Raw genomic sequence first — 12,944 nt, 5'->3', positions numbered from 1 at the left:
CTCTTAAAGCCAATACTCATTAAGTCTTTTGACTCCCCCTTTTGAGCACCCAAACAATCCCCACAATCAAAGCCAAAATAAACACAGGCATCAAGTAAGCGTATGCGCTGAGACGATCGGCGATATGGCGCACCCACGCACTGGCATAAAAGGCAACCGCACCTACCACCACCGCCCACAGCGCACACGCGCCCACATTTAATAGGGCGAATTTCTTCAGATCGTATTTGCTAAAGCCAATTGCTAGGGGTAAAATGCTCTTGATGCCATAAATGTATTTATTAAAAAAAATCAGCCATATCCCGTATTTTTGCAACCACAAATGTACGAGCGCGAATTTACGGCGGTGCTTGGCAAAATAGCTATACAATTCCTTTTTTTGGGTGCGCCCCAGCAGAGCTAACCCCACACTCCCTACAAAATTGCCCGCACCTGCAGCGAGCATGCTCAATTTAATGTCCATCTGTCCCATAGAGCTTAAAATCGCCGCCACCACAATCCCCACATAGCCACTTCCCAAGGAGTAGGCAAATAATAACAAATACCCCCAAGTGCTAAACAGGTGTTGAAAATGCGCAATACTCTCTTGCACGCCGATCCTTGTATTTTTTGGTTATAATAGCACACGCGTACAATTAGGAGTAAAACGATGACAAATGGGTATTATGACGCAGCCGGGGGGATGGTTACTGAGTTTAACCGCTTGGATCAAATTTCTAACAACTTGGCTAACCTCAACACGGCTGGATTTAAGCGCGATGATGTGGTGGTGGGGGATTTTTTGCGCCTGTATCAAAATTACCGCGACAAATTGCCCCTAGCCAACCAAACCAAGCATGCCGCCCAGTATCTAAACCGCAATCTCAACCGCGTTCCTATTATCAGCGAACGCTACACCGATTATAGCCTAGGTCCGATGGCTAAGACCGACAACGAGTTAGATTTTGCCCTCAGTGACCCTAACGCTTATTTTGTGGTGCAAACCCCCCAGGGGATCGCTTTCACGCGCGATGGGAGTTTTACCATTGATTCGCAAGGCTTTTTGAGCACCAAAGAGGGTTACCATGTGCTCAGTCGTGGGGGGATTGAAAACCACACGGGGATTCAAATGCTCCCTGGGGCGCGTTTGAGTGTGAATGATACGGGGAATCTATTTTTCCACGATGACAATGAAGAGGTACCCGGGGGCGCGCTAGCGGTGGTCGGATTTCAAAGTCAAAGCTTTGAAGAAAATAGGTGATAATCTTTACACCTATCCACAAGAAAGAATGAGTGAACGCGTGGAGCTCAACGCACCCATTGTGCGCCAACATTTCTTAGAAAAAAGCAATGTCAACGCAGTTACTGAGATGACACGTTTGATTGAAGCCAACCGCCTTGTAGATATGTATTCTAAGGTCTTGCGTACGCATATGGACGACTTGCATGCCGATGCGATCAGCAAGTTAGCCGCGAGGGCTTAAGGTAAATAGGGTTTTTCCGATCTCCTGGTTTCACATTAAGAAGGAGTGCGCATGCGATTGACAATCCTAAGCATTGTGGGGGCGAGCGCGTTATGGGGGGGCTTACAGGCAGAAGAGAGCGCGTTTTTCGTGGGCGCGATGTATGAAATGGGGGGTTCTACCTTTAAGGCCAAAGTACTAGGGGGGAATGCGCCCAAGGTGAACAACAGCGCGATCACACAGGGTGTGGGGGTACATATAGGTTATAACCAACTCTTTGGGCAAAAGGGTTGGATCGGCCTGCGCTACTATGGCTTTTACAACTGGGGGATCACCAATTTTGGAAAGGTGGTGTACAACAATAACGCCGCCTTTGTAAACAACACTTTCAACCTATCTGGCTATGGGGTGGGGATAGATTTGTTATTGAATTTAGTCAATGCTGAGGGCTTTAGTTTGGGCTTTTTTGGGGGCTTGGCGGTGGGGGGCAACACTTGGTCGCTGGTCAAGGGAAATACCCCACAAACCAAGGCCCAATGGTTGTTCAATGGCGGGATTCGCGCCGTCATTGCTAAACATAACGGGATTGAATTGGGCTTTAAAGTACCCATGATGCGTACGGATTATATTAGAAACTACGATGGTACCCGCGTGGATAACACTGTCATCTCTCTTAAGCGCGATTGGGCGTTCACCCTCGCCTATTACTTCTACTTCTAATGTTGGGCAAATTGTGGGGCGTGGTGCTCTTGCTGGCGCTGGGTATGGGCGTGGGCGTGGTGCTCTTTGCAGGCGCAGGGGTGGCTCCTGTGATCTTTAAAGCCCCTGAGATTGCCCATGTCAATTTGAGCACCCCGGAGGCGGGGGCGTTGATGGGACAGATTTTCGTGCGCGCCAACGCGCTTTTAAACGCTTTAGGGGTGTTGTTGCTCTTAGATAGCCTCTTGCTCACTCTTGTTGCGCGCCACAGGAGAGTTATTTTAGCACTCTTAGCTCTAGCTAGCGTGGCGCTCATCGCGCTTTTTAGTTTTTACTACACCCCCTTTATTTTAAACGCCCAAGCTACCAACACCACCGCCACGCCCGAGTTTGCGCGCATGCACGCCCAAAGCGAAATACTCTTTAAAGTCCTGCTCTTTTTGCTCTGCGCGCTCTTTGTGGGGCGTACTTGGCGTACTAGCTAAGATGTTTAAAGCTCGCCACGAGATTTTCAGTCAGCAAGTTAAACCCATCCACCAAGATAAAAATTAAAATCTTAAAAGGTAAAGAGATCATCACGGGGGGCAACATCATCATCCCCATAGCCATCAAGATGGAGCTAACCACCATGTCAATGACCAAGAAGGGCAGATAGAGCAAAAAGCCGATCTGAAAAGCTGTTTTGAGCTCGCTAATCATAAAGGCCGGTACAAGCACGCTTAAAGGCACACTGTTGACATCTTTAGGGTTATCCAAATGGCGGATTCTAAAAAAGAGCGCTAAATCTTTCTCCCGCGTGTTTTGGAGCATGAACTCTTTAAAAGGCACAACTCCCTTTTCAAACGCCTCTGTATAAGAAATCTTTTCAGCCAAATAGGGTTTGATGGCGATTTCATAACTCTTTTTGGCACTAGGCTCCATGATAAAAAAAGTCAAGATCAACGCTAGAGAAACTAGAATTTGCGTGGGGGGGGTTTGTTGTGTACCCAAAGCGGTACGCAAAAAGGAGAAGACCACAATCAAGCGGATAAAACTTGTCATCACCAAAATAAGAGAGGGAGCAAGCACCAAGAGAGTGAGCACCAAGACAACATTTAAAGTGGTTACTAATTGCGTGGGGGTGTGGGGCGCGCTTAAAGAGAGATCGATGGTGGGGATTATAGGGTCTTTGATCCCAGCACCCAGCAACAAGTCCAGCCCTACAAGCCCTAGCAAGATCAGTTTGAACAATCCAAAACCTTTTTACATGGTGTCTTAAAGTATAATGCCCTAGAAGTTAAAAAACTCTAAAGGATCTTGATGAATCTCTCTGTGATCATACTAGCAGCGGGCAAGGGGACGCGCATGAAATCCAGCCTGCCCAAAGTGTTACACCCGCTTTGTGGGCGCGCGATGCTTTTTTATGTGCTAGAAAGCGCGTTAGCACTCAGTGAGGATGTGCATGTTATCTTAGCCCACCAACATGAACGCATCCGCGCGGCTTTGCAAGAAGCCTTCCCTAACGCGCCCATTCATATCCATATTCAAGATGCCGCAAACTTCCCGGGCACGGGCGGGGCGTTGCTCCAACAGGGCGCGCTCATCGCATGCGCTCATGAAAAAATCTTAATCTTAAATGCGGACATGCCCTTGATCAACGCGTCCATTTTGCAACCCCTGCTAGAATATAGCCATGCAATCGGGGTGTTTGAACTAGAGGGCGCGCGCGGGTATGGGCGCGTGCGCATCAAAGAAGGTTTAGCCCAAGCCATTGTAGAAGAAAAGGACGCGCCTACAGAGATTTTAAAATTGCCTAGTTTGAATGCGGGCATTTATGTCTTTAGCAAGGCGTTTTTACAGGCGTATTTGCCCAAGTTAGACGCGCAAAACGCCCAAAGAGAATACTATTTAACCCAGCTCATCGCCTTAGGGGCACAAGGGGGGGTAGAGATTGCGCCCGTGCATGTCAGTGCCCAAGCGTGCATGGGGGTAAATTCTTTAAGCGAGCTAGCCCGTGCCCAAGAAGTACTCTTAGAGCGTTTGCGTCAAGAAGCGATGGATCAAGGCGTGCGCTTAGAAATGCCCCATACTATCTATTTGGATTGCCAAGTGCGCTTTGAGGGGGATTGCGTGATCGAACAGGGGGCGCGCTTGGTGGGCTGTATGCTCAAAGATACCCATATCAAAGCCCATAGCGTGGTTGAGCAAAGCACCATAGAAAATAGCACCATCGGTCCCCTAGCCCATGTGCGCCCTAAATGCCATATTGTGGATAGCCATATTGGCAATTTTGTAGAACTCAAAAACGCCCAGCTTAAGGGGGTGAAAGCGGGGCACTTGAGCTATTTAGGAGATTGTAGGATTGATGAGGGGAGCAATGTGGGCGCGGGGGTGATCACTTGTAATTACGATGGCAAAACCAAGCACCAAACTACTATCGGCAAGCATGTTTTCATAGGGAGCGACACCCAACTCATCGCGCCCCTAAACATCCCCTCGCATGTACTCATCGGGGCGGGGAGCACTATCACGACTGCCATGCAAGAGGGCGATTTAGTCCTAAGCCGCACCCCCCAAACCAACAAGGCGCAGGGGTATTTCAAGTTTTTCAAGTCTTAGCCATGCATGCAATCAAGCGCGTTATTAGTCATTTGGTGTTAGAATGGTGCAAAATTTTTACTTAAGGAAGAATGGTGCGTCAATTTTTGTGTGTACTTATGCTGTGCGTGGGGATTGTAGGGGCTAAGACGGGGGTTAAAGAGAACAAGGATAACAAGGCCATTAGTGCCAGTATTGTACAGCTCATCCACAAACAAACCAAGAGGTCTGTACAAGTTTTGCAAATGCAACCCCTGAAATCCAATAGGGATTTTCAGATCGTGGTGGTGGAGGACCCAGAGACCAAGTACCACATCCCCCTATTGGCTAATAAGAATGGGACCTTGATAGTAGGGCTTAGCAATGTGTTTTTCAGCAATAACGATCAAGACATCAAATTGATCAACACGATCTACCATGAAACCCAAACCCATAATTTCAAACAGGCCAATGGGGCCAAGATCAACGCTCTATTTGACGGGTTGCCTAAGGATTATGTGATCACCCTCACCTCTAGCAATAAGAACGCCAAAGAGCTTTATATCGTCTCTGATCCCATGTGCCCGCATTGCCAAAACGAATTGCGCCGCGTGCAAGAACGCCTTAAGGACGCGAATGTGCACATGGTCGTAGTCGGGTTATTGGGCGAAAAGTCTGAACTCAAGGCTGCAGACATTCTAACCCAAGTCAAACAGGCTCATAGCACGCAAAGCAAAATTGATTTGCTCAACAAAGTGTACGCCACCGCCTACACCCCCGCAGAAGTGCCCGATGACAAGATCAAAGAAGTCAAAGAGACCACTAAGAAGGTTTTAGCGACAGGCATTGAGAGCGTACCCTTTTTATACGAACGCCAATAAATCCTAATGGTTTAGAAAAAAAAGCTATAATGCGGGTCTAAATTTTACAAAGGATGCCTATGAGGTTTATGAGTGTTGTTTTGGCTTCGGGATTGGTGGGTGTGCTGGGGGCGCAAACCATCGGGTTAAATGTCTTCCCAGAATACCATGCCAAGCCGGACCAGGAGATGTTGGACATGGCCGGTAAGGTGGAGGCTAGCAAGGTGATCACCTATTTGAGTGAAATGAAGAATCGCTATCTCAAGATGACACCCAAGCGCCAAGCGGAGTTTCAAAAGCATTTTCAAGATGTCTTGGCAAAAAATATCGCTAAACTCAGCCCTTCGCAACGCCAAAAACGCCTGAACGCGATCGAAAAGGCCTTAGCACTGAGGGTGCGCAATGTGGACAACCTCAAAGAAGAGGTGGATGCCGAATACGACTACTTGAATCACTGGAAGGCGACTTTGAAATCCAAGACTTTCTATGAGGATTTACAAAAGAACGGCTTTGTGCCCGCTAGTATTGCGCAAAAATCCAAACAACCCACCCACTAGCGCAAACGCTTTTTGCGCGTGCGCGAGAGCTTGACAATGCTTGAGGGGGGGGCTTTGTAGAGTCCGCGTCGATCTTCAAGAACGATTTGTGCCGCCTCTTGCGCCCATTGCAAATCAAAATCCATACCGCTTAAATTCGCCGAGGTGCTGTACAATGCGCCAAAAAATCTTAAAAAGCCACGTACTTGGGTATCTCTTACCACCCTATAGGCTTTGGGGGGGGTGGTGGGGTAAATACAGCTAGCGCGGGTGTGGCGTACAAAATGGCGATGGATGGAGGGTACGCGCACGGGAAGTTTGTGCAAACTCTCCACCACTTGCAAGAGCGGTTTATGGCGCGGGCTGTGCTTGATGTCATTGAGCGCGCGCGCGTGGGTGCTAAAAAGCCCGGCGGTGGTGTCGCTTTGGGCTAAGATGATGCGGGTTTGTACTTGCATGGGCGTATCTTAGCACATTCATGCTAGAGTAAAGATTTAATCCTAAGAATAGGAGCATGCATGAGTCTTGGGGCTAAAATCATCGGGGCGATTTTCTTGTCCCTCTCTGTTGTGGGGATGGCGGTGATCATGATCGCCAATCACAAGCAACATCGTCTGATAGATTCGATCATTGGCAGTGAGAAAAAGGGCGATATGACCCATAGAGAGAAGACTTTAGAGTACGACACGCACCTGATTGAACAGGCGATTGCAGGTTTTTATGAGCGCTACCCCAAGCCAGAAGCTAGAAAGATGGCTTTAGAGTACTTTGGCAAGATCAACAACGATCAGGGCATGATTTATATGGTGGTGGTGGACATGCAAGGCACGGTGCTCTTTGACCCAGTCAACCCAGATACAGTAGGGAAGAGCGGGTTGAATATTTTAAGTGTGGACAAGGTGTGCTATGTGTGCGGCTACGTGGAACAAGCCAAAAAGGGAGGGGGGTTTACCTATTACCAAATGCCCAAATTTGCCGGGGGCAAGCCTGAACCCAAAGTAGCCTACAGCCATTATGATCCCACAAGTGGTATGGTGATCGTCTCCACTTCCTATTTTAGCGACATCTTGAGTGCCACCGCTAGCACCCGTAAAGAGATCCGCCAACAACTTTCGAAGAATCTCCGCAGTCTTATTTACTACATCGTGCTAATTGTCTCGTTCTTCATTGTGCTGACCTCTGTACTCACCTATTACACCATTGTCAGACGCCTGAATACGCTGGTATTAATGATGTATGACTTCAATCAGGGGGAAAAAGACCTAACCCAGCGTATTCAGATTAGGGGTAAGGATGAAATTGGCAAGGTAGGGCAGGGGGTAAATCACTTTGTAGAAACGATGCAGAAGTTCTTCAACTATATGAAAGAGACCAGCAAAAACAATAGCGAAGTGGCCAATACCTTAAAGGCAACTATTCTAGCGGTGCTAGAAGAGATGGGCAAGCGTACTTCGATGATCAACCAGATCAAAAGCAGGACAGAGGAGATCAACCAAATTTTAGGCAAGTCTCTAGATCAAGCCCAAGAAAGCCAAAAGAGCTTAACAGAGGTGCAAGGTTCGATTCAAACTTCTAATGGGGTGATCTCTAGTCTCTTTGGGCAAATTACAGAGGCCTCAAAAACGGAGGAAGAATTAGCCTGTAAAGTAGAACAACTCAGCAAGAACGCTGACAGCGTGAAGAATATTTTACACATCATTGATGACATCGCCGATCAAACCAATTTATTGGCCTTGAACGCCGCCATTGAGGCCGCGCGCGCGGGTGAACATGGGCGCGGGTTTGCGGTGGTGGCTGATGAAGTGCGCAATTTGGCCGCGCGTACCCAAAAGAGTTTGGCAGAGATCAACTCCACCATTGGGGTGATTGTACAGGAAATTAGCGATGTTTCCACGCAAATGAATTTGAATTCCAAAAAGATCGAAGAGCTCAATAGCGTGGGCCTAGAAATGCAAAAAAAGTTTCAAGATATGAATGACAATCTAGAATCCGTTGTACAGCGGGTGAGCACCTCTATTGGAAATTTTGTAGGGACTAAAAAAGACATTGAGGACATGACTCCCCTCTTTGAGGGGATTGGAGCGATCAACGCCAGTAACGCCGTAGAAGCCGCCAAAATCATCAAATCTACGGAGAGTTTGCGCGAAACTACGGATAGTTTGGATCACAATATCAACCAGTTCAAATCTTGATGATTTTGGGCATCGATCCGGGGAGTCGCAAATGCGGCTATGGGATTATAGACATGCAGAGTAAATTGGTGGGCGCAGGTTTTATCCATATCCACGAAGCCCCCCTGCAAACCCAGATTTTAGAGATGGTAGAGGGCTTGGAGCAAATTTTAAGCATCTATCCCGTTGCAGAGGTGGCTATTGAGGATATTTTTTACGCCTATAATCCTAAGAGTGTGCTCAAACTCGCCCAATTCAGGGGGGCGTTGAGTTTAAAGATCTTGCAGCGCATAGGGCATTTTAGCCAATACACTCCCTTGCAGATTAAGCGCGCCATCAGTGGGCATGGCAAGGCGAGCAAGGAACAAGTCGCGTTCATGGTTAAAAAAATCTTGGGTTTGAAGAATACCATCAAACCCCTAGATATCACAGATGCCCTAGCTGTCGCGCTCACCCACGCCCAGCAACGTGGCAGATCAAATTCTTTTCACACAAATTAATGCAGGCATGCGCTTTTTACTCATTTTTCCACTCCGAATGTCTTTTTTGGTTTGCTCGTGAAATATTTAAGAGGGTGGGTATCCACTGCATAGATCGCACTACGATCGTCTAAAAACTTAAGTCTTCTGATCCGACTGCTCATGGGTGGATTGGGTGGATACCAATCCTCATCGCTATACTAAATGTGCAAGCGTTGGGATTTTTGTAAAAAGATGAAAAATTTCATTTTGTTCCTCATTTGCCCATGTTCTGCTAATCAACACTATACCAACAATAGTCTTGCGCAGCTATATTCTTATCGCGCACCTCATGCAAGGCTTTGGGATTAAGAAACTGACATTTTTGATTTCTAAAGCATGCTCTTCTTAGCTCATACAAGAGTCCATCACTGCCAAAAAATTTCCAATAGCTATTATCTCCTCCTGACTTAAGAACCATATAGTCGCTACCTCCTTGTACAAAACTATCTAGCCCCTCCTTGCCCCAAAAATACAAAAAATCTTGCATAGAAATTCTAAATTTGCCCTGCGGATCGTCCCTAGGTTGGCTGTAATAAAGATGGCTACCAAGAAGTTTTATCAGATCGCCTCCCAAATAGTCGAGATAAACTAGACCGGGATCGGGGCATCTATGCGCATTATCTGGATCGTGGCAAGAAAAAACTTGTTTGCTATAAGTGCGCAGATAAAAACGCCCCTGTAACATTTCAAAGGCGTATTGGTTGGCGGAGTAATGCCCGGTTTCAACCTCCTGATATTGTTCTGAGATCACCAAGAGATTATTTTTAACCTCAATGATTAGGGGTTTGTTGGTGCAAAACCCCTTAGATAATTGCCCCTTATGCAAAATACCCATGCATGTATACAAATAATCGGGGGGTTGAGCCCCCGAAAACACAACACAGCCTTGATAAAAAATCAAAGTGTAGACTTTGGACTTATTGGGCTTGTCATGGGGGGTTTTGGTTAATGCGCGGGCATCTTCTTGATTATAGATCGTTTCGCTCCACTGCAAGCTGTTATCATTGTAGATACATGCCCTTTTTTCTATCGCATCCGCATACTGCTTCCAATAGTCATTGACTCATTTTTTCACTATTACTTGCGCCTCTTTGGGCTCTAAGGCGTGTAGGCTGTGCCAAGAAAGGCATAGACTAAAGATAAAGACTAGCACCCTTGTAAAAATCTCTTGTGTGTCCATGGGTCTTAGTGTAATTTGGGTTTTTAGATTGGATGGATTAGATTTTCAAAATTGCCATTGTTGAGGCTCTCAAAGAAGGTTTGCAAAGAAATAGGGTGTTGGTTTTGGGGATCGTCCCTGCTTTGGCGGTAAAAAATTTGGGTGCGTAGTACCGATGTGTCATAATCTAAATCATAACAACTCCCCCGACAGGTAAGCACTTCTTGGCTGTATTGGTGCAAATAAAACTGATGACCTACCAGCTTGAAGGTGAAATAATCCCTATGAGCAAGATCACTGCCTGGCTTTAAACGATCGCTCAAACGGAGAGTAAAAAAGGTCCCTTTGGTGGTAAGTTGCATGCCCACACCTAATCCCTTCCTATCAGTGCAAAACCCACGCTCTAAGTGTTTAGCGTGCAAAATACCCATGCAGGTGTAATAATGTGTGCCCCAATGATTAAAATCTGCAAAAATAAAGGTGTAAGTTTCTTGATGGTGTGTCATGGTTTGCATGTTAGCTGTGAATTTCTGCGTGTGCTTGCCTTTTAAATAGGTGGCTAACCATTGTTGCACCTGATCGTGCGCCTTTTTAAGCTCTGGCTTGAGCCATCTACCCCTTTGATCGATCAAATTATCCTGTGCCACCTGCCCCATAAAAGTATATGAGTAGCCATAGTCAGTAGGGTCTCTATTGGCTAATGCCTCTTTGTCTTTGCTCACAAAAATGAGTTTGCGATATTTTGACGCATTAGGATAGAAAAATTGCGCAAAAATGGGCGCGTATGTAGGATTGTTGAAGAGTAGGCGCGTGATCTCTTGAAAAGCACTGAGATAATTCTCCTCCATACATCTGATTTCTTCAAAAAAAGGCATGGTGTGCAGATTGATGCCCTCTTTTTCTGCCAAGCTGTATTGTTCATGCATGGTGGCACTGCACTCCTTACCCTCCTTATAAATGTATTTCAGGGAGATCTGGCGCACCTTTTGGCGATCCTCTGGGCTCACGCGCGCGCGCACATATTGGTAATAATCTGTATAAAAGCGATGGAGCATAGTTAAAGCGATATTGTTAAACTCTGTCATGCCTACATCAGAAACATCGCAGATCACCTGATCGTGCAGGGCTTGATCTTTAGCTTTATAGCGATCACAAAACCACTCCGGATAGGTAGCTTGGATATGCGCATTAGACCTGCCATCACCCAGCCAAAGTACCTCTTCTTCAAAACTAAAGGCACAGGCGATTCGCAGACATAATAAAAAAACGACAACCCAACGCATAAAACCTCCTTTAATCAGTGCTATACAAACAACGCCCTTGCGTGTATATATTCTTATCGCACACTTCATGTAAGGCTTTGAGATTAAGAAACTTACATTTTTGACTCTCAAAACACGCGCTTCTTAGCTTATACAAGAGTACATCCCTGCCAAAAAAATCCATGTAGTCGTTATATCCTCTTACATAATCATCTAGCCCCTCCTTGCCCCAAAAATACAAAAAATCTTGCATAGAAATTCTAAATTTGCCCTGTGGATCGTCCCTAGGTTGGCTATAATAAAGATGGCTGCCAAGCAATTTCATCGGATCGCATCCTAAAAAACAATAGAGATAAGCTAGACCAGGATCGGGACACTCATGCGCATTATCTGGATCGTGGCAAGAAAAAACTTGTTTGCTATAAGTGCGTAGATAAAAACGCCCCCGCAACATTTCAAAGGCATATTGATCGACGGAGTAATGATCATCGATTTCAACCTCTTGGTATTTTGCTGAGATCACCAAGAGATTATTTTTAACCTCAATGTCTAGGGGTGTGTCGGTGCAAAACCCCTTAGATAATTGCCCCTTATGCAAAATACCCATGCATGTGTGCACGCCATCAATGGGTCTAGCCCCCACAAACAAAGCACAACCCCGATAAAAAATCAAGGTGTAGGCTTTGGATTTGTCCGGTTTGTCATGGGGGGTTTTGGTTAATATGCGGGCATCTTCTTGATCATAGATAGTTTCGCTCCACTGCTTGCTATCATCATTGTGGATACATTCCCCTTTTATCCCATCCGAATCTTTCCAATAATCATCTACCCATTTTTTCACCACCGCTTGCGCCTCTTTGAGTTCTAAGGCATGTAGGCTTTGCCAAGAGAGGCATAGACTAAAGGTAAAGACTAGCACCCTTGCAAAAATCTCTTGTGTATCCATGGGTCTTAGTGTAATTTGGGTTTTTAAGCGCGGAGTAAATTATTGAGGGGTTTTAGGATGTTTGATCGCAAAATAGGCGTTGATGTCTTCATCAGATAGGTCGGAGAAAAACTTAATAGGCTTGCCGCGCGCATAAAGCCAATAACCCCATTTATTCTCCATTTTGACTCTTTGCTGGGGTGTAACCAAATAATTATAATCCTTATCCACGACAATATAGGGGATATGATTAGCCTCTGCATAGTTCCTAGTTACATAGTTGTCATAGCTGACATCGTCAGCCATGACATAAAAAGCCTCTTCGCCCATTTCTTTTTTGGTTTGGGCGATCTCTGCATCGCTAAGATTAGCCGTGATGATACATTTCTGACACTGGATCACAAAATCCTTAGCTTCAAGACACATCAGAACTAACAACAAGACAAACGCGCATCTAACAAACACAGCTACCTCCAAGCTTGAAAAGTTTCAAGATAGAAACAATTTTTTAGCATCTATAAACTTTGGGTTTTTTAATGCTTCAAGTCCATGGATTTCTCTCTTAAAACTTAGGGTTTGCTTCAAAAACATAGTGCCTACTTAATCTAGCTTCATAGATGACCCTAGCATGGTTAATAAACTTCTGTCTCTGCGCGCGGATGGCAAGCTAAAGCCCGGCAAACTAAATACTTGATGGCTGTATTGGGCGGCCACTTGTGCCTGTGCCTAAAAACTTGGGGTGCTTGGGGTCTTGTTGCCAGTTAAAATACAATTTAGCCATAATGTGGTTTTGATCCCATGTGTCTATGTAAT

At 45.9% G+C, this 12,944-nt stretch carries 13 protein-coding genes and 2 pseudogenes; 8 read left to right on the top strand and 7 right to left on the bottom strand.

Features of this window, described 5'->3' with window-relative positions:
• Nucleotides 1-19: 19 nt before the first annotated feature.
• Nucleotides 20-592 carry a DedA family protein gene (locus tag EAO38_RS03430; protein ID WP_121021144.1) on the bottom strand — a complete coding sequence of 191 codons (573 nt, stop codon included), beginning with the start codon at nt 590-592 and terminating at the stop codon, nt 20-22.
• Nucleotides 593-649: 57 nt separating this feature from the next.
• Here EAO38_RS03430 and EAO38_RS03425 point away from each other — a divergent pair.
• The 3 genes and pseudogenes from EAO38_RS03425 to EAO38_RS03415 all read left to right on the top strand — a co-directional run bounded on the left by EAO38_RS03425 (nt 650) and on the right by EAO38_RS03415 (nt 2,626).
• Nucleotides 650-1,463, top strand: a pseudogene (locus tag EAO38_RS03425) (flagellar hook-basal body protein).
• A 51-nt stretch (nt 1,464-1,514) separates the two neighbouring features.
• Complete coding sequence (locus EAO38_RS03420; RefSeq protein WP_121021142.1) at nt 1,515-2,162, top strand: outer membrane protein; 648 nt, start codon at nt 1,515-1,517, stop codon at nt 2,160-2,162.
• A 23-nt stretch (nt 2,163-2,185) separates the two neighbouring features.
• The gene (locus tag EAO38_RS03415; RefSeq protein ID WP_235852493.1) at nt 2,186-2,626 is read left to right on the top strand and encodes a DUF4149 domain-containing protein; all 441 of its coding nucleotides are present in this window, start codon (nt 2,186-2,188) and stop codon (nt 2,624-2,626) included.
• Here the strand turns inward: EAO38_RS03415 and fliP are convergent.
• Nucleotides 2,619-3,290, bottom strand: a pseudogene (gene fliP / locus EAO38_RS03410) (flagellar type III secretion system pore protein FliP); the annotation flags it as partial. The gene EAO38_RS03415 and the pseudogene fliP sit on opposite strands and share 8 nt — an antisense overlap.
• Nucleotides 3,291-3,440: 150 nt before the next feature.
• On the opposite strand from fliP, the gene glmU reads away from it, so the two are divergent.
• From glmU to EAO38_RS03395, 3 genes are all read left to right on the top strand, one after another.
• Entirely contained in the window at nt 3,441-4,739 is a 1,299-nt protein-coding gene (glmU, locus tag EAO38_RS03405) for a bifunctional UDP-N-acetylglucosamine diphosphorylase/glucosamine-1-phosphate N-acetyltransferase GlmU (RefSeq protein WP_121021138.1), read from the top strand.
• A gap of 74 nt (nt 4,740-4,813) precedes the next feature.
• The gene (locus EAO38_RS03400) at nt 4,814-5,578 is read left to right on the top strand and encodes a disulfide isomerase (RefSeq protein WP_205588339.1); all 765 of its coding nucleotides are present in this window, start codon (nt 4,814-4,816) and stop codon (nt 5,576-5,578) included.
• Nucleotides 5,579-5,637: 59 nt separating this feature from the next.
• A complete protein-coding gene (locus EAO38_RS03395; RefSeq protein WP_121021136.1) occupies nt 5,638-6,114 on the top strand; it encodes a DUF1104 domain-containing protein in 477 nt (158 codons plus the stop codon).
• Here the strand turns inward: EAO38_RS03395 and EAO38_RS03390 are convergent.
• Entirely contained in the window at nt 6,111-6,551 is a 441-nt protein-coding gene (locus tag EAO38_RS03390) for an L-threonylcarbamoyladenylate synthase (protein ID WP_205588338.1), read from the bottom strand. The two genes, EAO38_RS03395 and EAO38_RS03390, sit on opposite strands and share 4 nt — an antisense overlap.
• Nucleotides 6,552-6,611: 60 nt before the next feature.
• Between EAO38_RS03390 and EAO38_RS03385 the strand changes: the two genes are divergently transcribed.
• Both EAO38_RS03385 and ruvC read left to right on the top strand, forming a co-directional pair.
• Nucleotides 6,612-8,285, top strand: coding sequence for a methyl-accepting chemotaxis protein (locus EAO38_RS03385; RefSeq protein WP_121021134.1), 1,674 nt, complete (start codon nt 6,612-6,614; stop codon nt 8,283-8,285).
• Nucleotides 8,285-8,764 carry a crossover junction endodeoxyribonuclease RuvC gene (ruvC, locus tag EAO38_RS03380; RefSeq protein ID WP_121021132.1) on the top strand — a complete coding sequence of 160 codons (480 nt, stop codon included), beginning with the start codon at nt 8,285-8,287 and terminating at the stop codon, nt 8,762-8,764. Before EAO38_RS03385 ends, ruvC begins: the two co-directional genes overlap by 1 nt.
• Nucleotides 8,765-9,017: 253 nt before the next feature.
• Here ruvC and EAO38_RS03375 read toward each other — a convergent pair whose 3' ends face one another.
• The 4 genes from EAO38_RS03375 to EAO38_RS03360 form a co-directional block, all read right to left on the bottom strand.
• Entirely contained in the window at nt 9,018-9,779 is a 762-nt protein-coding gene (locus EAO38_RS03375; RefSeq protein ID WP_121021130.1) for a hypothetical protein, read from the bottom strand.
• 209 nt (nt 9,780-9,988) lie between these two features.
• Nucleotides 9,989-11,227, bottom strand: a complete 1,239-nt coding sequence (locus EAO38_RS03370) for a hypothetical protein (RefSeq protein WP_121021127.1) — start codon at nt 11,225-11,227, stop codon at nt 9,989-9,991.
• 10 nt (nt 11,228-11,237) lie between these two features.
• On the bottom strand, nt 11,238-12,152 hold the full coding sequence (locus EAO38_RS03365) for a hypothetical protein (protein WP_121021125.1): 915 nt from the start codon (nt 12,150-12,152) through the stop codon (nt 11,238-11,240).
• Nucleotides 12,153-12,191: 39 nt separating this feature from the next.
• Complete coding sequence (locus EAO38_RS03360; RefSeq protein ID WP_235852492.1) at nt 12,192-12,596, bottom strand: hypothetical protein; 405 nt, start codon at nt 12,594-12,596, stop codon at nt 12,192-12,194.
• Between the last annotated feature and the right edge of the window lie 348 nt (nt 12,597-12,944).

Source organism: Helicobacter vulpis (genome assembly GCF_003660395.1).
Taxonomy (GTDB): domain Bacteria; phylum Campylobacterota; class Campylobacteria; order Campylobacterales; family Helicobacteraceae; genus Helicobacter; species Helicobacter vulpis.
This window is presented reverse-complemented; position numbering and strand designations above follow the sequence as displayed.

Excerpts from the sequence above, each read along its gene's own strand:
- EAO38_RS03395 (WP_121021136.1), top strand. The coding sequence starts at position 5,638 with ATGAGGTTTATGAGTGTTGTTTTGGCTTCGGGATTGGTGGGTGTGCTG.
- EAO38_RS03385 (WP_121021134.1), top strand. The coding sequence starts at position 6,612 with ATGAGTCTTGGGGCTAAAATCATCGGGGCGATTTTCTTGTCCCTCTCT.
- EAO38_RS03370 (WP_121021127.1), bottom strand. The coding sequence starts at position 11,227 with ATGCGTTGGGTTGTCGTTTTTTTATTATGTCTGCGAATCGCCTGTGCC.
- EAO38_RS03365 (WP_121021125.1), bottom strand. The coding sequence starts at position 12,152 with ATGGATACACAAGAGATTTTTGCAAGGGTGCTAGTCTTTACCTTTAGT.
- EAO38_RS03420 (WP_121021142.1), top strand. The coding sequence starts at position 1,515 with ATGCGATTGACAATCCTAAGCATTGTGGGGGCGAGCGCGTTATGGGGG.
- ruvC (WP_121021132.1), top strand. The coding sequence starts at position 8,285 with ATGATTTTGGGCATCGATCCGGGGAGTCGCAAATGCGGCTATGGGATT.
- EAO38_RS03390 (WP_205588338.1), bottom strand. The coding sequence starts at position 6,551 with ATGCAAGTACAAACCCGCATCATCTTAGCCCAAAGCGACACCACCGCC.
- glmU (WP_121021138.1), top strand. The coding sequence starts at position 3,441 with ATGAATCTCTCTGTGATCATACTAGCAGCGGGCAAGGGGACGCGCATG.